Genomic DNA, 21,379 nt, shown 5'->3' with positions numbered 1-21,379 from the left:
CGACGAGAGCCTCGCGCCGCCCGTCCTGGCGGCGTCGCGAGGAGGTGGACGATGAGCCCGGACCGGGCTCCCGCGGCGCCCGCCCAGCCCAGCGGTCAGGACACCTACAACAACGTCGCGCAGGGCGAGTCCCATGTCGCCATGCAGGTCGGGGTGATGCACGGCGATGTGCACAACCTGTACCAGATCGCCGGGGACACGCTGGCGGAGAAGTTCCGGGTCGGCTGCAACTACCTGAAGGGCAACGCGCAGCAGCGGGCGGAACAGCTGATTGGCGAGGCCTTCGTCCACGGCCATGAGAGCGCCGAGGTGGCGTACTTCTGGGCGCTCGCCGTGCTGAGCGGACGGTCATTCGACCACCTGGACCAGAAGGACTTCGGACATCTGGGCATGGCGTTCCGGTATGCGGACGCAGCGTCCCGCGAGCAGTGGGGACGCGCGCTCGCGGTCGTCTCACGCTTCATCCACTGCCTCGCGGAGCAGGACAGCAAGGGTGAGGCCGATCCGGACCAGTTCGCTGAGGTGATGGCCGACTTCGACCGGCTGCCGGCCGAGCGGCGGGAGGAGATCCGTCGCCATCTGGAGATGATCCTCGACGGCGGCATGCAGGACCATCTCGACGCCCGGTACGCGAAGGAACTCGGCGTGCAGCGGCTGGAGGGCAAGCGCAAGTACCGCGCCTGGAAGTTCTTCGAGCCGGACCCGGTGCCGCCGCTGCGACGGCGGCCGCCACCCGTCAAGTTCTCCCTGGCCGCCTGGGCGGCGGTCGTCGTCGGCGGCGTGTTGGTCGGCACCGCGCTGACGCTGCTCCTGCCGTTGCTGGTCCGCAGCGGGCCGCCCTCGGTCATGATCCTGCCGGTGGCGGGCGGCATCGGTGTCCTGGTCGCGCTGCGGCAGCGGTGGGAGCAGCTGGCCCGGCAGCGCCGGCTGGAGGCCAGACTGGCGGCGCGTCTGCCGCTGCCTGACGAGGCCTGGATCAGCGGACCGGACGAGCGGTCGTTCTCGGCAGAGGTGAAGAAGCTGGTCAACGCGGAGTTCCGCTACTACCGCCCCCGACTCGACCAACTGGCTGGCAAGCGCTGGGACGCCGACTCGGCCCCCGTCAAGCATGCGCTGTGCCGCGAGATCATCGACGTCTACGAGGCCGGCGGCGAGCTGGACCCGGCGAAGTGGCTGGTGCGCTGGCACACCCGCGAGTTCGTCCGCCAGTGGTACAACGGCACGTTCGCTGACCAGCGGCCCGACTCCGACGCACCGCCGCTCGCGTCTCCCGCCATCGCGCTCGGGATGCTCGCGGCCGTCGCAGGACTGGGCGGCGCCTGCGTCATCGCGTTCTCGGTCAGCTGGACCGTGACGCTCTGGGCCGTGCTGGCGCTGCTGGCCGGCTGCGTCCCGCTGACCGTCGGCGGCACCGTGGCCTACCTGGAGTACCGCCGTCACGCTGACGACCTGGCGGAGGCGGCCGAGCGCTTCGAGGAGCACGCGGCCGCATACCACCGCATGCGGGCGGTCCTCGCCGACCGTCCCAGCGACAGCGAGATGGCGCAGTGGCTCGACCGGGACAAGGCGCACGTCCGGATGCTCGCGATGCGGCACTACCGGCTGAGCAACCGTGAGGTGTTCGCACACACCGTGCTCTGCGAGCCCGGGGGGTGGAATCCACGGCGTTCCCGGGTCGTCCACGGCCCGCCGAGGTACTCGGCCTACCGGGTTCTGGTCTTCCTGCTCACCGGCAGCGGCGTCCGCCAGTTCAGCGTCCTCGTCGACTTCGCCACCGGGACCGTGAGCAACGAGAACCGGTTCACGTTCAGGTACGACGCCATCGCGTCCGCCGGGGTCACGCAGCGCAGCGTCCGGATCGACAACGTGCGCCAGGCGGCCAGGGCGTCGACGCCGCAGGCCGGCGAGGCCGCCGACCTGCGGCAGGGCGCGGACCTCAACTGGGGCGAGCTGGTGTTCTCCCGCTCGTTCCGGCTGGCGCTGGTGAACAACGACCTGTTCAGCGTCCGTGTCGAGAACTTCGACGAGGGTCTCGTGGACCGGGTGCGGGAGGACCCGCTGTCCCTGCTCGACCTGGCGCTGGACTCCGCGGGCATCACCGCCGCGCTGCACATCCTCGAGGCCGTCGCCGCCGAGGGCAAGGACTGGATCGCACGGGAGCAGCGGCGCCGCTCGCGGCGGTTCGACACGTACCAGGAGAACCTGGGACCGCGCACACCGCCGCACCGCGACAGCACCACGAACGGTCGCCGGTCCTCCTACCTCGGCCGGATGATACCGGCGCAGACCGCCGGCACCACCCTGCCGGCTCCGACCGGGTGACGGGGCGATCCGACGTTCGTGAACGGCGTAACCGGCTCGGCTCACGGAGCTTCGAGGAGCTCCACGAGCCGGGCCGCGTCGCGCTGGGCATTGTCGGCGCAGCAGGTGTTCAGCAGCGCGTGGGTCCGCGTGGTCTGCGCGCAGGTCCGTGGCCCGCGCGGCCAGTTCCGGCTCGGAGTACCGGTAGGCGAACTTCCGGTGGGTGCATCGGTTTACTCCGCTGCTGGCCGACGTGGCCCGGTTCGCCCGCCATGCACCGGGCGGCAGGTGGTTCGTTGACGAGACATACATCAAGTTCAACGGAGTCTGGCGGTACGTGTATCGGGCGGTCGATCAGTACGGGCAGATCATCGACATGCTCTTCTCAGAGCGCCGCGCCGCTGACGCGGCCCGGAGGTTCTTCCGCCTGGCGCTGTCCATGCTGGAGGTCAAGCCCAGCGAGGTGGTCACCGACGCCGCCGCGGTCTACCCCGCCGTCCTCGACGAGCTGATCCCGCAGGCGCGGCACCACGTCGAGCAGTACGCCAACAATCCGATCGAGGCCGACCACAGCCAGCTCAAACACCGGCTAGACCGATGCGCGGGCTCCGAACGGACAAGACCGCACAGGTGATCATCATCGCAGATACCAGCGCACCGCGACCACGATCACCGCCGGCGGGAACCGGAACCCAGCGAACGCCGACTTCGGAGGCAACCACGGGCCAGGACGGATCGATGACTTCACCGCTCAAGCTTGCCTCGATCTTGCCAACACTCAATGCAACGGAGCCTGGACGGGCTCTACTTCAACGGCTACAACTCGTCGTTCTTCAGCCCGCTCAACGCCGAGATGGCGGCCGTGTGGATCGCCGCGCACCTGGCCGGCGCGGTGCCGCTGCCCGACCCGGACGCCATGCGCCGCCAGGTCGAGGCGCAGCTGGCCTTCATGGACGCGGCCACCGACCGGCACCACTGCCGCGGCACGAAGATCATCCCGTTCTCGCTGAAGAACGTCGACGAGGTCCTGGACGACCTGGACCTCAACATCAGCCGGCGGGTGCGGGCCGCGCACTGGCTCAACCCGGTCGACCCGTCCGCGTACCGGGCGGTGACGCCGACCCTGGTCGCCCGGCTGCGCACCCGTGCCGGTGTGCTCCAGGACGCCTGATCCTTTCGTCGGGAGACACCCGATCGGGTGATTGACGCACGGTGACGTCCACCGGAGGTACGATGCGGAACATCGACGCCAGGTCGTTCCTCGTCACCATCACCCGGAGCCAGGACAGTGTCTGCCTGGCCCTGGACGGTGCGCTGGGCACGGCCGAGATGCCGTCGGTCCGGACGGGTCTGGCCAAGTGCCTGGCCGAGCAGCCGGTCGCGCTGGTGATCGACCTCCTCGGACTGGACGTCGGCGCCCAGGTCGTGCCGATGTTCCTGCTGATGCGCCGGGAGGCCCGCCGCGCGTCGGGGGTGCCACTGGTCGTGGTCGCCGGGGCGCAGGTGCGCGAGGTGCTGCGCCCGTACTGCGCGGATTCGAACCTCGTCGCCACCCGCGCCGAGGCGGAGCTCATCGCCGCCGGGCTCGTCAGCGCCGAGCGCTGGCGGGGCCAAGCCTTCGCGGTCACGCCGTGGGCCGCCGCGCTGGCCCGGGATTTCGTCACCGACGCGTGCGCCGCCTGGGATCTCCCGCGCCGGCTGCTGTATGCGGCGCGGGAGGTGGTGGGCGAACTGGTCGACAACGCGGTGTGTCATGCGGGCGCCGACATCGCCGTGACCGTCGCTCACCGGCGTCGCTGCCTGGTGGTCCAGGTCCACGACGACTGCCCGAAGATGCCCCGGTTGCTCGACCCGGTTGCCGACGATCAATTCGGACTGTGCTGGCGTGGACGCGGTCTGCACACCGTCGCCCGGCTGACCACCGCGTGGGGCGCGCACCCGGTCGGGACCGGCAAGGTCGTCTGGGCGACCCTCGCCGTGGAAGATGCACCCGCCGCCGGTGGCCGGCCGGTCACACCTTGAACTGTGCGACGACCGCTCGCAGCTCCTGGGACATCTCCGCGAGCTCGTTCGCGGCGCGGGAGTTGTCGGCCGCGCCTCGCATGGTGCGTTCGGTCGCCGTGGCCACGGTGGAGATGTTGCGGGCGATGGCCACGCTGCCCTGCGCCGCGGCCATGACGTTGCGGTTCATCTCGTCCGTCGTCGCGGTCTGCTCCTCGACCGCGGCGGCGACGGTCAGCTGGTAGTTGTTGATCCGCTCGATGATCGCGCCGATCTGACTGATCGCCGCGACGGCGCTGGACGTGTCGGACTGGATCGCCTGCACCTGCCGGGCGATGTTGTCGGTGGCCTGGGCGGTCTCCTGGGCCAGGTCCTTGACCTCGCCGGCGACCACGGCGAAGCCCTTGCCGGACTCGCCGGCGCGGGCGGCTTCGATCGTCGCGTTGAGGGCCAGCAGGTTCGTCTGTTCCGCGATGGCGGTGATGGTCTTGATGACGTTGCCGATCTGCACCGAGGACTCGCCGAGCTTGGTGACGATGTCGGTGGTCGCGGCGGCGACGTGCACGGCCTCGGCGGCGACGGTGACGCCTTCGGAGGCGCTGCGGGAGATCTCCTCGATCGAGGCCCGCATCTGGTGGGAGCCGTCGGCGAGGATCTGGATGTTGCCGGACACGTCGCCGGCGGCCCCGGAGACGGCGGCGGCCTCACGGGACGCCTCGGTCGCGCCGACCGAGATCTCCGAGGAGTTCGCGGCCATGTGGTCACCGCTGGCGGCCAGCCGCTGGGCGCTGCTGTGCAACGTCTGGATGGCCCCGCGGATGTGGCGGGTGCCGATGTTCAGCGCGTGCGCCGTGTCGCCGACCTCGTCGCGGAACCGGACCGGTGAGTGCTGGGTGAGGTCACCCTTGGCCATCGCGAGCGCCACCGCGCGCATCTCCCGCAGCGGCCGCACGATCTGGCGGATGACCAGGAAGGCGACGAGTGCCGCGACGAGCAGCCCCACGACCAGCACGATGATGAGGGTCCGCAGCGCGGTCGAGTAGGTCCGGTGGGCCTGCGCGACCATCTTCCCGGCGGTGCTTTCCTCGTAGCCGGCCAGCTCGACGATGATGTTCTGCGCCTGCTCGGTCATCTCGTTGGCGCGCATACCGATGGTCTGCACGCTCGGGTCGGTCGGTGACACCGCCGACAGCTGGCCGAGCACGGTCTGGAACTGCTCCCAGTTGGTGCGGAACTGGTCGGTGAGCCGGCGCTGCTGGGCGTCCGGGTCCGGGACGCCGGCGTAGCCCTCGAAGGCGGTGTTCACCGCGCCGATCGACTCCTGGAAGCCGGCCTGTGCCTGCCGGACGACGGCGGGGTCCTGGGCCTGGTTGCGGGCCAGGGCATTGAGCAGCATCTGGCTGAACGCCTTCTGCATGTCCGACAGGTAGGTCAGGCGGGCGATGTTGTGCCCGCTGAGCGAACTCACGTTGCCGCGCAGGTTCCCCAGCTGCGCCACGGCCGTCAGGGCGACCGTCACCGTCGTCAGCACCGAGAACGCCACGACGAACCCGATCTTGACCGCAACGCTCCGGTTGCCGAACCAGCCCCCACGGCCGGCCGTGACACCGTCACCGCCGGCAACGCCGTTCGCCATCTGACGCTCCCTTGCGTGTTTCCCTTCCGTTCGTCACCGGCGGCGCCGGATGTAGGACTTTTCCGCGACGGATCATGGTGTACGGGTCGAGCCGGCCGGTCACAGCGCGCGGCGGGCCTGGTCGGGGGCGTAACGGGCCAGGGTGAGCTGCTCCAGCACGCTGATCACCGTGTAGAGCAGGATCGACGCCACCGTCACGATCGTCACCGCGGTCCACATCCGGTCCAGCTCGAACGTCGTCACCGACTGCAGCATGAGGTAGCCGAGACCACGGCCGGTGGTCAGCCACTCGGCGAGCAGGGCCCCGACCAGCGCGAGCGGGGCGGCGACCCGCATCGCGGCGAAGAGCGCCGGCAGCGCGGACGGCACCTGCACCCGCCACAGCGTGGTGGCCGGCGACGCGCCGTAGGCGTGCATCAGGTCGAGCGCGGAGGCCGGCACCGCCCGCAGGGCGAGGGACACGTTCACCAGGACCGGGAAGAAGGTGACGATGCCGGCGATCACCGTGACCGACAGCAGCCCGCGCCCGAAGACCAGCGCGATCAGCGGGGTCATCGCGACGAGTGGGACCGCCCGCAGGGCCATCGCGACGGGCATGACCGTCTGCTCGAAGCTGCGCCACAGGGCGAACGCGAGCGCCATGGCGACGGCCGCGGTCGTGCCCGCAACCATGCCGATGACGGCGTCCCGCGCGGTGATCCGGCTCGCCTCGGCCAGCAGCGCCCGTTCGGCGTCGTGCTCGGGGTCGAGGAGATAGCGCCAGACGTCCAGCGGACCTCGGGTCAGGAAGGGGTCGAGGTCGAAGCCGCTGATCAGTCCCTGCCAGACGGCGCAGATCACGCCGACCGACAGCGCGGCGCTGCCGAGGCCGATCAGGACCCGTTTCACCGCCCGGTTCATCGTTTCACCCGCGGTGCCCACGGGGTCAGCAGCGTGCCGGCCAGTGCGGTGAGCCCGTACGCGGCGCCGGACAGTGCGGTGGCGACGAGGGCGATGCCCCAGGTCCGTTCGACGGCGAGGCTCTGCTGTGAGTTGATCATCGCGACGCCGAGGCCGGACTCGGCTCCCAGGTATTCGCCGATGATCGCGCCGAGCATCGCCGCCGGTGCCGCGATGCGCAGGCCGGCGAACAGGCCCGGCAGGCACGCGCGGAGCCGGACCCGCCACAGCTGGGTCCATGAGCCGCCGCCGTAGGCACGGACCAGGTCGAGGCTGGTCCGGTCGGCGCTGCGCAGCCCGACCAGGGTGCCGACGAGCGTGGTGAAGATGACCGACAGCGCCGCCAGGATCACCTTCGGGGTGTCGTCGCTGAAGAGCACGGCGAGCACGGGCCCGATCGCGATCACCGGCAGGCAGTAGCTGGCGAGGGCGAGTTGCAGCAGCGCCCGCTCGACGAGCGGGATCTGCACGAAGGTGACCGCGAGCGCGACGGCGATGAGGTTGCCGTACAGCCAGCCGGCGCCCGCCTCCCGCAGCGTCGTCACGATGTTGGGCCAGTAGAAGTCCAGGCCGTCGTTGAACAGCTGGGCCGAGATGGCGGTCGGCGGTGGCACGACGCCGGACGTCGCGAAGACCGTGCGGCCGGCCAGTTCCCACGCCAGCAGCAGCGCGAGGAGGCCGAGCGCACCGGGCAACCAGGCTGCCGGTCTCACCGGGCCTCGCCGGTGAGCGCCGGGTCGCCGCCGAACAGCAGCGCGCTGAGCTGGTCCTCGAGTTCGTGGAACCGTTGTGTGCGCAGCATTTCCGGGGTCCGTGGCCGGGGCAGGTCGATGTCGATCTGGGCCACGATGCGCCCCGGGCGGAGGCTCATCACGGCCACGGTGTCGGCGAGGAAGACCGCCTCGGCGATGGAGTGGGTGACCAGCAGGGTGGTTGTGGCGCGTTCGGTCCAGATCCGCTGCAGCTCCAGGTTGAGCCGCTGGCGGGTCATCTCATCGAGGGCCCCGAACGGCTCGTCCAGCAGCAGGATCCGCGGTTCGACCACGAGGGCGCGGGCGATCGCCACCCGCTGCCGCATGCCGCCGGACAGCTGCGCGGGACGGGCCTGCTCGAAGCCCTCCAACCCGACCAGCCGGATCAGGTCCGCGACCGTGGTGTCGTCGACCTTGACCCCGCTGACCTGCAGCGGCAGCCGGATGTTCGCGGTCACCGACCGCCACGGCAGCAGCGCCGCGTCCTGGAACGCGATGCCCAGATGGTGGTTGCGCCGCGTCTGCGCCGGTGCCTCACCGTGCACGAACGCGGCGCCGGACGTCGGCTGCTCCAGGTCGGCGAGGATCCGCAGGATCGTGGACTTGCCGCAGCCGGACGGGCCGAGCAACGCGACGAAGGCCCCGGCGGCCGTGTCCAGGTCGACCCGGTCCAGCGCGGTCACGACCGACCGGCGGATCGTGAACTGCTTGCTGAGCTGGCGCAGCACGATCCCACGGTCGGCCGGCGCGGCCGTTTCGGTGCTCAGGGGGTGACCTTGAGGCTGGGGTCGGCCTGGTAGACCTCCTTGAGGACCGACAGGTCGAACAGCTGGTCCTTGGTGACGGTGACGCCGCCCAGCGCGAGGGTCTTGATCGTCTGCTCGATGAGCTGGTCGGTGATGGTGAACAGGCCGTTGGCCTTCGTGTCGGCGGTCTGCACGACGGTGTTCTGCGCCGCGGACTCCAGGACCTGCTCGGCCTCGCTGAGCCCGAGGTCCTTGCCGTAGACGGTGGCGGCGAGCTTCGCCCCGAGCGCCGGGTCCTGGATCGACTTGGTCCAGCCGCGGATGTCGCCGATCAGCATCGCCTTGACCTTGTCGCGGTCCTTGACGAGGGTGTCCTTGCGGACCACGTAGATCTCCGACACCATCGGATATCCGTGGTCGTTGAGCAGCATCACCGCGGTGTCGATGCCCTTGGTCTTGAGCAGGTTCGGCTCGTTGGTGAAGAACGAGAACCAGCCGTCGACCTCCTTCGCGACCAGCGGCTGCGGGTCGAACTGCGCCGGCACCTTCGTGATCTTGCTCGGGTCGAGGTTGTTGGCCTTCAGGAACGCGTTCCAGACCGGCTCGTTGGTCGCCTGCACGCCGATCTTCCTGCCCACCAGGTCCTGGGGGCTGTTGATCGGCTTGCTGGCCAGGCTCATGATGCAGAACGGGTTCTTCTGGTACTGGGCGCCGATCGCGACCAGCGGTGCCCCTTTCAGGATCGCCGCGCCGGTGATGTCCGGTGAGGAGATGCCCACCAGCGCCTTGCCGGCGGTGACCACGGAGTCCTGGCTGACGTTCGGCCCGCCGGCCATCAGGTTGACCGAGCTGAACCCGGCTTCCTTGTAGTAGCCGTTGGTGTCGGCGATGTACGCGCCCGCGAACTCGACGTTCTTGATCCAGGACAGCTGGTAGTTGAGCGTGCCGAAGTCCTTGCCGCCGGACGCCGACGTGGACGGCGCCTCGTCGTCGTCGCCGCACGCCGCGAGCACGGTCGCCGCCGACCCCAGGACCGCGAGGCCGGCCGCCGCCCGCGCGGTGCGTAACATGAACAAACGTCGATCCATAGGGTGCCCCATCGTGATCTCCTCATCGGAAGGTGGCACGAAGGTAGCCACGTGGTGTTTCGCAGGTGTTGCTGTCGCGTGAGTTCATCTGCCGGGCTACGACGGCGCCGGGGCCTCATCCGCCGAGGGTTGCTACTTGCCGTGTCGCGGGGTACAGGCCAGCCGTGCAGGAGACTCCAGACGTCTCGTTTCGCCGCCCCGGCCGGATCACCCCCCGGGGTGAGCGTCGCGTCAACGGGCCTGACGGCCGTGGAGCCGGCCCGCGATGACCGGGATCCGCGCCTGGCTGCTGTCGGGCATCAACGACCGGTCGCTGCAGCACGCGGGGCCGGGCGCCAAACCGGCCGCGGACCGCCGCCACCCGTGGTGGAAGGTGATGTGCCTGACCGGGGTGGACTACTTCTCGACCCTCGGCTACCAGCCGGGGATCGCCGCGCTCGCCGCCGGGCTGCTGGCACCCGTGGCGACCGTGGTGCTGATCCTGGTCACGCTGCTCGGCGCGTTGCCGGTGTACCGGAGGGTCGCCGCGGAGAGCCCGCACGGCGAGGGCTCGATCGCGATGCTGGTGCGGCTGCTGCCGTTCTGGCAGGGCAAGCTGTTCGTCCTGGTCCTGCTCGGGTTCGCGGCCACCGACTTCATCATCACGATGACGCTGTCCGCCGCCGACGCCACCGCACACCTGGACGAGAACCCGTTCTGGCCCGCGGCGCTGCACGACCACGAGGTCCCGGTGACCCTGGTCCTGCTGGGGCTGCTCGGCGGGGTGTTCCTCATCGGCTTCACCGAGGCGGTCGGCATCGCGGTCGCGATCGTCGGGGTCTACCTGACGCTGAACATGATCGTCGTCGTCGACGGTCTGTGGCTGATCGCGACCGACCCGTCGACGCTCACCAACTGGTCGTCGGCGCTGACGGCCCGGCACGGCAATCCGCTGCTGGTCGTGGCGATCGCGCTGGTCGTGTTCCCGAAACTGGCGCTGGGCCTGTCCGGGTTCGAGACCGGCGTGGCGGTGATGCCGCACGTCCGCGGCGATCCGGCCGACAGCGAGGAACACCCGGCCGGGCGGATCCGCGACACCAGGAAACTGCTCACCACCGCGGCGCTGATCATGAGCGGGTTCCTGCTCACCACCAGCGTCATCACCACCGTCCTGATCCCGCCCGCCGAGTTCAAGGCGGGCGGGAAGGCCGACGGCCGGGCGCTGGCCTACCTGGCGCACGAGCACCTCGGCACGGTCTTCGGCACCGCCTACGACCTGGCGACCATCGCGATCCTCTGGTTCGCCGGCGCGTCCGCGATGGCCGGCCTGCTGAACCTGGTGCCCCGCTACCTGCCCCGCTACGGGATGGCACCGGACTGGGCCGGTGCGGTGCGGCCGCTGGTCCTGGTGTTCCTCGCCATCGCGTTCCTGATCACCGTCCTCTTCGACGCCGACGTCAACGCCCAGGGCGGCGCCTACGCCACCGGCGTCCTGGTCCTGATCACCTCCGCCTCCGTGGCCGCCGCCCTGTCCGCGCGCCGCCGCCGGCAACGCCGCGCGTTCGGCGCGTTCGCGGTCATCGCCGCCGTCCTCGTCTACACCACGATCGCCAACATCGCCGAACGCCCGGACGGCGTGAAGATCGCCGGGTGCTTCATCACCGGCATCCTGCTGGTCTCCGTGCTGTCGCGCATCGACCGGTCGTTCGAGCTGCGGGTCACCGACCTGCAGTTCGACGAGACCGCCAGCACCTTCATCCACGACTGCGCCCGGCGCACGATCCGGCTCGTCGCGAAGGAACCCGCACACCGCGCGGCGCTGGACTACCAGGAGAAGCTGCGGCAGATCCAGGCGGACAACGACATCCCCGACGCCGCCGACGTGATCTTCGTCGAGGTGGCGATCACCGACGCCTCAGACTTCGCCTCCGCCGTCGTGGTCCGTGGCGAGGTGCTGCACGGCCGCTACCGGGTCCTGGTCCTGCAGAACCCGGCCGTCGCGAGCGCTGTCGCCGCACTGCTGCTCGGCATCCGGGACCGCACGGGCCGGCGCCCGCACATCTACTTCGAGTGGACCGAAGGCAACCCCGCCGCCAACTTCCTCCGCTTCCTGATCTTCGGCCAGGGCGAGATCGCACCCGTCACCCGCGAGGTGCTGCGCCGGCAGGAACCCGACCGCCGCCACCGGCCACACGTCCACGTCGGCTGATGCTTCGACCGGAAACGTCGTCCCGGGTCAGGCTGCGCGGGTGGCGGGCCGGACGGGATGTGGGTAGCGCTGGTCAGCCGCGGTCCGTCAGGTGAACGTGAACAGGACCTTGCCGTCGCGTCCCGGTGCCATCGCGTGTTCGATCGCGTCGCGGTAGTCGTCCAGGCGATAGACCGCGTCGACCGGGACCGCCAGCTCACCGCCGGCGACGAGGTCGTTGAGCGTGTGGTATGTCTGCTCGATCTCGGTTCGTGGGGCCTGTCGCAGCCAGTTGAGCAGCCAGAACCCGGTGTGGGTCACCTCGTTGAAGATGACGTCATGGGCGCGGACGGCCGGGGGTGCGTCGGTCACGGCGGCGTAGCTGACGATCGTGCCCCGGAATCTGAGCGCTGCGGCGAGGTCGGCGACGACCGGGCCGGCCGTGGCGTCCAGCGCCAGGCCGAGCTGCGCACCGTCCAGCGCGTCGGCGATCTGCGCCGGCAGGTCGTCCCCGGCGACGATCACACGGTCGCCGCCAGCGTCCCGCACCGTCTGGGCCGCGGCCTCGCGCCGCACGACGTTGAGTGTCTTGAGGCCCCACCGCCGGGCGAGGGCGATGACGCACAGGCCGACGGCGGAGTTGGCGGCGTTCAGGCCGACCCAGTCGCCGGGTGCGAGCTCGGCGAACCTGGTCAGCAGCAGGTACGCGGTCGCCGGGTTGATCGGCAGCATCGCGAGTTGCAGCGGGTCGCCGTCCTCGCGGATCGGCACGACGTTACGGCGCGACACCGCCACATGGTCCGCCCAGGTGCCCTGTTCGTAGCTGGGCAGGACGACCACCCTCCGCCCGACCAGCTGCCGGCCGGCGTCCCCGCCGGCGTCGATCACCCGCCCGACTCCCTCGCCGCCGAGCGGACTCGGCAGGGCGGGCCGCAGCCCGTAGTCACCCTGGACGAGCAGGAGGTCCGACGTGTTGAGTGGCGCGGCCTCCATCTCGACCAGGATGTCGTCGGCCCCCAACGCGGCGGGAACCGCGCGGTCCAGCGCCACGGAAGTGCGCGGATCGCCGTACGACGTGACGAGGAGCTGCGACATGCCATCCCCCGGATCAGCGGCCTGCACCGTCGCCGGCGTATGCCCCGCCGGCACTGCTTCATGCGGCCCAGGCGTCACGATTCCGGGCCGGATCTGGGCCCCGTCTGGGTCTTTGGGCTCAGGTGCACCGGCCGGCGCGCGGTTAGCGTCCAGGTGCTGTGCCGCCCGTACCGGCGGCGGAACATCACCACAGGAGTCTTCTTGATGAGATCCGGAACCGTGTCGCTGCGACGCCTCCCGCGGTCGCGGCTGTTCATCCTGGCCGGGATCGCGGTCGCGCTCGTCGGGTTCCTCGGCTGGTTCGCGACCGGGCCGCTGCACCTGGCCAGCGCCGAGGACAAGCCGCTGTCGCAGGGCAAGCCGGCGACCGCGTCGTCCCTGGAGGGACCGGGCTACCCGGCGAAGGCCGTCACCGACGGTGACCCCAAGACCCGCTGGTCGAGCGCGTTCAGCGACCCGCAGTGGGTGCAGATCGACCTCGGTGCCCCGGTCGTGATCGGCCGGGTCGTGCTGAACTGGGAACGGGCCCACGCCACCGCGTTCGAGGTGCAGGTCTCCGTCGACGGCACGAACTGGCGCGCGGTGTACAGCACCACGACCGGCGCCGGCGGCGTGCAGAACCTGACCGTGAGCGGGCTCGGCCGGTACGTGCGGATGTACGGCACCAAACGGTCGTCCGGGTACGGCTTCTCGCTGTGGGAGTTCCAGGTGTACGCGGCGGCGGGATCCGGGCCGGCGACCGCGACCGTGAACCCGCCCGCGAGCCCGTCGGCGAACCCGGCCGGCAGCACCGGCGGCGGGACGGGCACCGGCGGCGGGACGGGCACCAGCGGCGGGACGGGCACCGGCGGCTGGATCAACGCGCCGAACCCGGTCACGAACGTGAAGGCCTCGCACGAGGTGCCGCCGAACAAGGGCGGGTTCCACGAGTTCCAGGCCAACTGCTCGGTCAGCCGTACCAACCTCGCCGACGACCCGATCGTGTTCCCCGGCCTGCCGGGCGCCGCGCACATGCACACGTTCATGGGCAACACCACGACGAACGCGGCCACGACGATCGAGTCCCTCGCCCAGGGGCAGACGACGTGCAAGGCCAAGGGTGACCTGTCCGCGTACTGGATGCCGACGCTGTACAACGGCGACACCGCGGTCAACCCCGAGGGCCTGCAGGTCATCTACTACAAGGCGGGCGTCACCGACTACCGCAGCGTGCGGCCGTTCCCGAAGGGTCTGCGGTTCGTCGTCGGCAACGCCAAGAACACCGACGCCGACAAGTTCCTCGCCGCGACCGAGGAAGGCTTCGAGTGCGGCAACAGCTACAAGAACAAGAACATCCCGGCGACCTGCTCGGCGGCGCGCGACGTCAAGCTCAACATCCGGTACCAGGCGCCGAGCTGCTGGGACGGGCTGCACCTGGACTCCCCGGACCACCAGAGCCACATCGTGTACCCGATCGACAGCCACACCGCCTCCGGCTGGGTCTGCCCGGACAGCCACCCGGTCGCCGTGCCGAAGCTCGAGTTCAAGATGGCGTGGCCGGTGAACGGTGACATGTCGAAGGTCCGCTTCAGCAGCGGCGCCGGCCCCACGTTCCACTACGACTTCATGAACGCGTGGGACGACCGGACCCTCGCCGCGATGGTGCAGGGGTGCATCGTGGCGGCCCGGCAGTGCGACCCGCGCGGTCACGACGGTCGCGACGACCAGCAGCCGGCACCGTACGTGCTGAACGAGAACTACCTCCTGCCCTGACCCCCCACAGGGCGCGCCGCATCGCCGCCCGACGCCGCCGCAGTCACTGCGGGTGTGCGCCGGGCGGCGGTGCTGTCGTCGTGCCCGGCCCCGGTGGATTAGGGTCGACGGGCCATGACCGCGGGAACGACGAGGAGCGCCGGTGACCGACCGTAGCCGGTGGGGGCAGTGGGCCGGTGTGTCGGCGGTGGCCGCTGGGATGGCCCTCGCGACGGTGTTGGTGCCCCCACTGATCGCGCCGGACCATCGCCCCGCTCCCTCCTCACCGCCCGCCTCGCCCACCGCGTCCGGGTCCCGCGCGCCGGCGGCGACCGGGAACGCGCCGGGCGTGTTCGCGCCGATCGTGATCGAGGCGGAGGATCCGGGCAACCTGCTCACCGGCGGCGCGGCCGTCACCGCCTGCGCGACCTGCCACGGCGGCGCGCGGGTCCGGTACCTGTGTTTCACGTGCACGCTCGTCGTGCGCACCACGCTGCCCACCGGCGGAACACGGACGGTGACGGTCGGGTACGAGGTGGACGGCCCGCGCTCGGTCAGGGTCAGCGTCAACGGGGCGCCGGCGCGGACCTTCCAGGTGACCGGGTCGGAGTGGACGACGCCCAGGTCCTTCCAGTTCACCGCCGACCTGCCGGCCGGTGCGCTGCGGCTGACGCTGTTCAACGACGAGACCCCGGCGCCCGACATCGACGTCGTCACCGTCAGTTGACTTACGTACTGATCAACTGGGGCTCAAATCCGGATTAAGCACGGCGGGTGCGAATGCGGCGGCGGCGAACCGGCAAGTACCGTTCCAGTCCGTGATGAGTCCGTGAAATCGGCGGGCCGTGAGATCGCCGCCGCGGCGTTGGGCCGAGCGGTGCTGATCGCGCGCGCCGCGGCCACCATGAGCGCGGCGGCCGCCGGGCTGCTGCTGGTCGAGGACCGCAGCCGGGTCGTCGCGGTGCTGATCCTGGTCGCCGCCGCCACCGTCGCGCAGCTGGGCGCGCTCGCCCGCTGGCCCGGGCTGGTCGCCCGGCCCGCCGCGGTCGTCGCCGCCGACTTCGTCCTGGTGTTCGCCGTCCTCGTGGTGAGCCGCGGCGGCATCGCCTACTTCTGCTACGCGGCCGGCGCCGGCGCCCTGGCCGGCGTGGTCCTCGGCATGCGGGCCCTGCCGGTGTGGGTCGCGCACGCCGCGGTGAGCTTCACCGTCACGGCCGAGGTGCTGCGCCGCAGCGCTCCGCCGGCGGACATCGCCGCGTTCGTCGTCGCGTTCCCGATGGCCGGGGCCCTCGCCGGGCTCGGCGCGGTGGTGGCGACCACGGCCCTGGCCCGCCACCTCGAACTGTCCACGCACCTGCTGGTGCAGGCGCAACGCACGGCCGCGGCGTCGGAACGGGCCCGCCTGGCGCGGGAGCTGCACGACTCGGTGGCCAAGACGCTGCGCGGGGTGTCGCTGGCCGCGCTCGCGCTGCCGGCATCCCTGCGCCGCCAGCCGGCCCTGGCCGAGCACCTGGCCGGCACCGTCGCGGCCGGCGCGACCGCGGCCGCCCGGCAGGCGCGGGAGCTGCTGGAGGAGATGCGCTTCGACGTGGCCGACCGCACCTTCACCGCGGCCGTGGACGAGATCTGCCAGTCGTGGGGCGCGGCGACGGGGGTGCCGGTCCGCGCCGACCTCGACGTCGTCGAACCTCCGGTGATGGTGTGCTACGAGCTGACCCGCATCCTGCGGGAGGCCCTCGCGAACGTGGCCCGGCACGCGAACGCACGGCGGGTCGCGGTCCGGCTCGCCGCGACCCAGCGGGGCGTGCTGCTGGAGGTCACCGACGACGGGGTCGGTTTCGCCGTGCCGGCGGACCTGTCCAAACTCCAGTCGGCGAGCCACTTCGGCATCGTCGGGATGGCCGAACGGGCCCGGATGGTCGGCGGGCGGCTGCGCCTGGAGTCCGTGCCCGGGGGCGGCAGCACCGTGTCGGTCCATGTGCCGATCGGCGCCGGCGTGCACCTGTCGACGGGCGGCGACCGCAGGCCGGTGAGCGCCCGGTGACGGTCGGGGTGCTGGTCGTCGACGACAACCCGATCGTGCGGGCGGCCGTCGGTGGCATCCTGGCCGGCGACGACGCGGTGCGGGTGCTCGCGGAGGCGACCAACGGCCGGGAGGCCCTGGACGCGGCCCGCCGCCTGAGGCCGGACGTCACGCTGCTGGACCACCGGATGCCGATCGCGGACGGGCTGTCGGTCATCGGCCGGCTGTCGCAGTACTCCACCGTGCTCGTGCTCACCAGCGACGATCATCCCCAGCTGATCCGCGGGATGCTGCACCACGGCGCCCGCGGCTACCTCGTGCACGGCGAGTTCGACCCGCTCGAGCTGCTGCGTGCGGTGCACGAGGTGGCCAGGGGGCGCGGCTGGCTGTCGCCGGTCGCCGCGTCCGTGGCCGCGTCGGTGGTCCGCGACCAGATCGACCGTGACCGCGTCCACGACCGGCGGCTTCTCGCGCGGTCCCGGTTCGGCCTCACCGACCGGGAGTCCGACGTGATGGGCCTGCTGTGCCAGGGGCTGTCGAACGCGGCGATCGCGCGGCAGCTGCTGCTCACCGAGAAGACGGTGAAGAACCACCTCAACCACGTCTTCGCCAAGCTGCACGTGCGCAGCCGCACCGAGGCCGTGGTCCGCTGGACCGAGCCGGAGTAGCGGCGGCGCGGCTGGATGTGTGTGAAGCCCCGGATCTCGGGAAAGCGACACCTGACAGGGTGACGTGGAGAGAAGCCGTGGTGATGTCGATCAGCCAAGCAGTGCGCCCGCGGCCGGAGACCGGCGCGGCCGTGGTCGGCGTGGACGGCTCCGCCGAGAGTGACCGTGCGGTCCACTGGGCCGCCGGTGACGCCGGCCGCCGCGGGCGGCCGCTGCACCTGCTGCACGCGTGCGACGGACCGACACTGGTCTTCCCGCTGCCCGGCTTCTGGCTTCCGGTCGCCGTCGCGCCACAGCCCGGGGTGCACGCAGGACGGCTCCTGGCGAACGCGGCCACCATGGCCGCCGAGGTCTGCCCCGACCTCGCCGTCACCAGCAGCACCGTCGGGGGCCGGCCGATACCGACGCTGCTGGCCATGGCCGGGCGCGCCGCGATGATCGTGGTCGGCGGACGCCAGGCGGGCGGGCCGGGCCCGTTGCTGTCCGGCTCGACCGCGGCCGAGATCGCTGAGCACGCGGCGTGTCCGGTGGTGGTCGTGCACAAGCGCCGGGGCGGCGCCAGCTCGAACGAGGGCCGGATCGTCGTCGGGGTCGACGGATCCGCGGCGTCGGAGGCGGCGACAGCGTTCGCGTTCGAGCAGGCCGTGACGCTGCGGACCGGCGTCACCGCGGTGCACGCCTATCAGCTGCCGGTTGACCCGATGCTCGGCGGCCGGCTGCCCGGGTACTTCGACCTGGGTGCCAGGTGTGATGCGGCGGAACAACTGCTGTCGCGGGTGATGGCCGGCTGGCGGGGCCGGTATCCGGACACCGACGTGCGGCTGACCGTCGATCTCGATGCGCCCACCGGCGCGCTGATGCGGGCGGGTGTGGGTGCGGAGCTCCTGGTCGTCGGGGCACACGGCCGCGGGGCGTTCCGGGGCCTGCTCCTCGGCTCGACCAGCCGGGCCATGCTGTACCACGCGCCCTGCCCCCTCGCGGTGGTCCACGACCGGCCCCGCGTCCCCGCCATCCGGCCCGGTCCGCAGTAACGGGTCCGGGTAGCCGGAGCGGTCCGGGTGGGGGCGGCCCCACCGCCGGGACGCTGGGCAGCCGGATCGAAGTGGATCGTTGCGCGCCATAGCGTCCAGGTATGAGATTCCTCAGGTACATCACAGTCGCCGGGCTGGTGCTGGCGGTGGGCGCTTCCAGCGCTGGGATTGCCGGTGCGCAGCCGGCACGGGGTGAGAATGACGGGCGCGGGGAGGTGGTGGCGGTCCAGCCGTTGCGCGGGCTCGACGCGGATGCGGCACGGGACACGCTCGCCGAGGCGCAGTTCGGCACGGGCGACGTCCGGTTCGGCGTCGACACGTACCAGGTGCTGTACCGCACGATCGACGCGCGGCGCCGCCCGACGGTTGCCAGCGGGCTGCTGGCCCTGCCCCGCAACGGCGAGCGGCAGCTGCGGGTCGTGTCCTACGCGCACGGCACGGAGCTCAACCGGACCGACGCGCCGTCGATGTGGCGCGACGGCTGGGCGGTGGCACCGGCGTTGACGTACGCGTCGGCCGGGTTCGCCGCCGTCGCACCGGACTACCTCGGCATGGGGCTCGGACCCGGCCCGCACCCGTACCTCGACGTCACGACCGAGGCGTCGGCGTCGCTGGACCTGCTGCGCGCCGCCAGGACCGTCGCCGCCGGGCAGCAGCGCGTCCTGCGGCGGGAGGTGTACGCGACCGGCTTCTCGCAGGGCGCCAGCGCGGCGACCGCCCTCGGCCGGGCCCTCGAACGCGGCGACGACGGCTGGTTCCGGCTCGGTGCCCTCGCCCCGGTGTCCGGCGCGTTCGACCTGCGCGGCGCCGAGCTGCCCGCGCTGCTCGGCGGGACCGTGCCGCCGCCGTACAACGTCGGGTACACCGCGTACCTGGTGGTGGCGTGGAACCGGCTGCACGGGCTGTACCAGCGGCCGGAGGAGTTCTTCGCCGCACCGTACGCCGCGAAGGTCGAAACCCTCTACGACGGCGTGCACACCGGCGAGGACCTGGCCGCGACGCTCCCCGGCACCGTGGAGGAGCTGTTCACCCCGCACGGGCTGGCGATCCTGCGCGAGCCGTCCGGGCCCTTCGCGGCCGCGCTGGCCGAGCACGACGCCTCCTGTGACGGCATCCGCGCCCCGGCCCGGCTGCTCGTGGACCGCACCGACGAGCAGGTGCCGGCCGCCAGCAGCGCCTACTGCGCCGCCCGCCTGCGCTCCGGTGCGGTCGTGGACCTGGGCACGCATCCGTACTTCGGCTCGGCGCATCTCGGCTCGAACGTGACGGGTGCGGCGGCGGCCCTGACCTGGTTCCGGCAGCTCGGCTGACGGCGCAACGGCATCGAGGCGAACGTCCGGCCATCCCGGCCGGGCGTTCGCCCGTGCGCGGAGCTCTGCAACCGGGCCGTAGGCTCGGCGGGTGGAGCGCCGACCGTTGCAGAACCGCGTCCTGCCCACCGGGGACATCGTCGCCGACCCGGCCCGCGGGACGCTGACGGGCAACCGTGGCTGCCTGCACGGCGACGGCCGGGTGCTCGGCGCCGCCCGGTGGCGGTCCAAGCTCTGGATCTGCTGCACGCTGACCTGGAAGGACGTTCGCCGTGACCCGATGCCGCCGGGTCGCTGGACGGCGTTGTTCTTCCTCGACGAGGCGACGGCGCTGGCGGCTGGACACCGGCCGTGCGCCTACTGCCGGCGGGCCGACTTCCTCGCCTACGCCGAGGCGTGGCGCAGCGCGGAAAGCCTCGCGCGGCGGCCGTGGGCGCGGGACATGGACGCTCGCCTGCACGGTGAGCGCGTCGATCCGGGGACCCGCCGGCAGGTGACCCAGCCGGCCCGGTGCGGCGACCTGCCCGACGGTGCGATGGTCCGGCACGGCGGCACCGTCGGGCTCGTCGCGCAGCGGCGGTTCCTGCCGTGGGGCGCCACCGGGTACGGCCCGCCGCGTCCCCTGCCGGACCGGGTCGAGCTGCTCACCCCGCCGGCGTCGGTGGCGGTGCTGCGGGCCGGGTACCGCGCCGCGCTCCACCCGAGTGCGGCCCAGCCGTAGCGGACGCGATCAGGCCGGTTCGACGCCGTATCGCAGCGCGAGGTCGATGAGGCCGTCGACCAGCGACTTCGCCAGGCCGTTGTGCTCCAGCGGCATCGGGCCGTTGCTCTTCCCGGGGGATCCCCACGGCGCGAAGTCCGTGTCGATCAGCTCCAGCACGCCGCCGCTGCGCTGCGGGAGGTGTCCGTAGCCGCGGATGCTGAAGCTGTGGACGACACCGGTCGCGGTCAGCACGTATCCGTTGGCGTTGAAGCTGTAGGAGTTCGAGCTCTGCGTGTCCGGGTCGTTGAACTCGTGGGTGTGCAGCGAGAACGCCCAGCCTTCGGCGACCTCCGGGAAGGTCTCGGTGACGACCTCCCGGAACATCCGCTTGGAGACCACCCGGACGCGCTGCAAGATCCGCAGATCCGGTGGTACCCCCTTGGCGGTGAGCGCGGCCGCGATGTCCGACGCACCCTGCGCCAGCGCCCGCTCGTGCCCCTCCTGCTCGAGGTTCTGCTGCCGCTGGGCCTCCGCTCGGATGCGTTCGGCGGTGTCGCGCTGCTGCCTCGCGGCACCGAACCGTGACGCGAAGTCGTCCACGCGCATTCCCTTTCTCGACGGCCAGTGCCTCCTATCGAAGCAGCAGCGCCGTTCGCGCTGCTTCGCCTGGACGGCCGATACAACGTCCGCTCATCGGCGGCCCCGCTGGCGTGATGCAGCTGGGCTGTCTTATAGTCCTACTGTCGTAGGACAACAGAGAGGGTCGCCGCCGGTGATCGAGTTCGTGCTGGACGGCCGGTCGAAGGTCAACACCTATGTGCAGCTCGTCCAGCAGGTCAAACAGGCGCTGCGGGTCGGGTTGCTGGTGCCCGGGGACCGGTTGCCGAAGGTGCGGGACGTCGCGCAGTCGCTGGCGATCAACCCGAACACGGTCCTGAAGGCCTACCGCGAGCTGGAGATCGAGGGGCTCGCCGAGGGGCGGCCGGGGGTGGGCACGTTCGTCACCGGCACCCTCGCCGGTGACTCGCTCGCCAACCAGGCCGATCTGCGCACCGAGCTGCTCGGGTGGCTGCGCAAGGCGCAGGCGGCCGGGCTGAGCGACGAGGACGTCACCGCCCTGGTCGACACGACGATCCGCGCCGCCCGACAGGCCGACGCCCTGCAGGAAGAGCCGGCATGAGAGGACAA

General features: G+C 71.6%; 20 protein-coding genes. 13 read left to right on the top strand and 7 right to left on the bottom strand.

The window, feature by feature from the left end; all coding sequences use genetic code 11:
- The first annotated feature begins 51 nt into the window (after positions 1–51).
- The 4 genes from Dsi01nite_RS09275 (at position 52) to Dsi01nite_RS09260 (ending at position 4,323) form a co-directional block, all read left to right on the top strand.
- Positions 52–2,322 carry a hypothetical protein gene (locus tag Dsi01nite_RS09275; RefSeq protein ID WP_203845637.1) on the top strand — a complete coding sequence of 757 codons (2,271 nt, stop codon included), beginning with the start codon at positions 52–54 and terminating at the stop codon, positions 2,320–2,322.
- 232 nt (positions 2,323–2,554) lie between these two features.
- Positions 2,555–2,935, top strand: a complete 381-nt coding sequence (locus Dsi01nite_RS09270; RefSeq protein ID WP_203845636.1) for a DDE-type integrase/transposase/recombinase — start codon at positions 2,555–2,557, stop codon at positions 2,933–2,935.
- 147 nt (positions 2,936–3,082) lie between these two features.
- The gene (locus tag Dsi01nite_RS09265; RefSeq protein WP_203845635.1) at positions 3,083–3,472 is read left to right on the top strand and encodes a hypothetical protein; all 390 of its coding nucleotides are present in this window, start codon (positions 3,083–3,085) and stop codon (positions 3,470–3,472) included.
- A gap of 62 nt (positions 3,473–3,534) precedes the next feature.
- Positions 3,535–4,323, top strand: a complete 789-nt coding sequence (locus tag Dsi01nite_RS09260; RefSeq protein ID WP_203845634.1) for an ATP-binding protein — start codon at positions 3,535–3,537, stop codon at positions 4,321–4,323.
- Here the strand turns inward: Dsi01nite_RS09260 and Dsi01nite_RS09255 are convergent.
- From Dsi01nite_RS09255 to Dsi01nite_RS09235, 5 genes are all read right to left on the bottom strand, one after another.
- Positions 4,313–5,938: a methyl-accepting chemotaxis protein gene (locus tag Dsi01nite_RS09255; protein ID WP_203845633.1), complete on the bottom strand. Its 1,626-nt coding sequence runs from the start codon at positions 5,936–5,938 to the stop codon at positions 4,313–4,315. The genes Dsi01nite_RS09260 and Dsi01nite_RS09255 overlap by 11 nt on opposite strands.
- 99 nt (positions 5,939–6,037) lie before the next feature.
- On the bottom strand, positions 6,038–6,838 hold the full coding sequence (locus Dsi01nite_RS09250) for an ABC transporter permease (protein WP_203845632.1): 801 nt from the start codon (positions 6,836–6,838) through the stop codon (positions 6,038–6,040).
- The gene (locus Dsi01nite_RS09245) at positions 6,835–7,590 is read right to left on the bottom strand and encodes an ABC transporter permease (protein WP_239135792.1); all 756 of its coding nucleotides are present in this window, start codon (positions 7,588–7,590) and stop codon (positions 6,835–6,837) included. The genes Dsi01nite_RS09250 and Dsi01nite_RS09245 overlap by 4 nt, the downstream gene beginning before the upstream one ends.
- Positions 7,587–8,357, bottom strand: coding sequence for an ABC transporter ATP-binding protein (locus Dsi01nite_RS09240; RefSeq protein WP_203845631.1), 771 nt, complete (start codon positions 8,355–8,357; stop codon positions 7,587–7,589). Before Dsi01nite_RS09240 ends, Dsi01nite_RS09245 begins: the two co-directional genes overlap by 4 nt.
- A 35-nt stretch (positions 8,358–8,392) precedes the next feature.
- Positions 8,393–9,463: an ABC transporter substrate-binding protein gene (locus Dsi01nite_RS09235; RefSeq protein ID WP_239135791.1), complete on the bottom strand. Its 1,071-nt coding sequence runs from the start codon at positions 9,461–9,463 to the stop codon at positions 8,393–8,395.
- Between the two features lie 265 nt (positions 9,464–9,728).
- Here Dsi01nite_RS09235 and Dsi01nite_RS09230 point away from each other — a divergent pair, with 265 nt between their 5' ends.
- Positions 9,729–11,651 (top strand): amino acid transporter, encoded by a 1,923-nt coding sequence (locus Dsi01nite_RS09230; RefSeq protein ID WP_203845630.1) that lies wholly within the window; start codon positions 9,729–9,731, stop codon positions 11,649–11,651.
- Positions 11,652–11,738: 87 nt separating this feature from the next.
- Here Dsi01nite_RS09230 and Dsi01nite_RS09225 read toward each other — a convergent pair whose 3' ends face one another.
- A complete protein-coding gene (locus tag Dsi01nite_RS09225) occupies positions 11,739–12,725 on the bottom strand; it encodes a zinc-dependent alcohol dehydrogenase family protein (RefSeq protein WP_203845629.1) in 987 nt (328 codons plus the stop codon).
- A gap of 204 nt (positions 12,726–12,929) precedes the next feature.
- On the opposite strand from Dsi01nite_RS09225, the gene Dsi01nite_RS09220 reads away from it, so the two are divergent.
- The 7 genes from Dsi01nite_RS09220 to Dsi01nite_RS09190 all read left to right on the top strand — a co-directional run bounded on the left by Dsi01nite_RS09220 (position 12,930) and on the right by Dsi01nite_RS09190 (position 20,209).
- Positions 12,930–14,477, top strand: a complete 1,548-nt coding sequence (locus tag Dsi01nite_RS09220; RefSeq protein WP_203845628.1) for a DUF1996 domain-containing protein — start codon at positions 12,930–12,932, stop codon at positions 14,475–14,477.
- Between the two features lie 142 nt (positions 14,478–14,619).
- Positions 14,620–15,183 (top strand): carbohydrate-binding protein, encoded by a 564-nt coding sequence (locus Dsi01nite_RS09215; RefSeq protein ID WP_203845627.1) that lies wholly within the window; start codon positions 14,620–14,622, stop codon positions 15,181–15,183.
- A 102-nt stretch (positions 15,184–15,285) separates the two neighbouring features.
- Entirely contained in the window at positions 15,286–16,500 is a 1,215-nt protein-coding gene (locus Dsi01nite_RS09210; RefSeq protein WP_203845626.1) for a sensor histidine kinase, read from the top strand.
- On the top strand, positions 16,497–17,147 hold the full coding sequence (locus Dsi01nite_RS09205) for a LuxR C-terminal-related transcriptional regulator (RefSeq protein WP_203845625.1): 651 nt from the start codon (positions 16,497–16,499) through the stop codon (positions 17,145–17,147). The genes Dsi01nite_RS09210 and Dsi01nite_RS09205 overlap by 4 nt, the downstream gene beginning before the upstream one ends.
- Positions 17,148–17,230: 83 nt before the next feature.
- Positions 17,231–18,178 carry a universal stress protein gene (locus Dsi01nite_RS09200; protein WP_203845624.1) on the top strand — a complete coding sequence of 316 codons (948 nt, stop codon included), beginning with the start codon at positions 17,231–17,233 and terminating at the stop codon, positions 18,176–18,178.
- A gap of 101 nt (positions 18,179–18,279) precedes the next feature.
- A complete protein-coding gene (locus tag Dsi01nite_RS09195; protein ID WP_203845623.1) occupies positions 18,280–19,488 on the top strand; it encodes an alpha/beta hydrolase family protein in 1,209 nt (402 codons plus the stop codon).
- Positions 19,489–19,579: 91 nt separating this feature from the next.
- Entirely contained in the window at positions 19,580–20,209 is a 630-nt protein-coding gene (locus Dsi01nite_RS09190) for a hypothetical protein (protein ID WP_239135790.1), read from the top strand.
- A gap of 9 nt (positions 20,210–20,218) precedes the next feature.
- On the opposite strand, the gene Dsi01nite_RS09185 is transcribed toward Dsi01nite_RS09190, so the two are convergent.
- Positions 20,219–20,791 carry a hypothetical protein gene (locus Dsi01nite_RS09185; protein ID WP_203845622.1) on the bottom strand — a complete coding sequence of 191 codons (573 nt, stop codon included), beginning with the start codon at positions 20,789–20,791 and terminating at the stop codon, positions 20,219–20,221.
- Positions 20,792–20,963: 172 nt separating this feature from the next.
- Here Dsi01nite_RS09185 and Dsi01nite_RS09180 point away from each other — a divergent pair, with 172 nt between their 5' ends.
- Positions 20,964–21,371 (top strand): GntR family transcriptional regulator, encoded by a 408-nt coding sequence (locus tag Dsi01nite_RS09180; protein ID WP_203845621.1) that lies wholly within the window; start codon positions 20,964–20,966, stop codon positions 21,369–21,371.
- The last annotated feature ends 8 nt before the right edge of the window (positions 21,372–21,379 follow it).

It is taken from the genome of Dactylosporangium siamense (genome assembly GCF_016862795.1).
GTDB lineage: Bacteria > Actinomycetota > Actinomycetes > Mycobacteriales > Micromonosporaceae > Dactylosporangium > Dactylosporangium siamense.
Note: the sequence above shows the minus strand (reverse complement) of the source record. Positions and strands in the feature narration are given on the sequence as shown.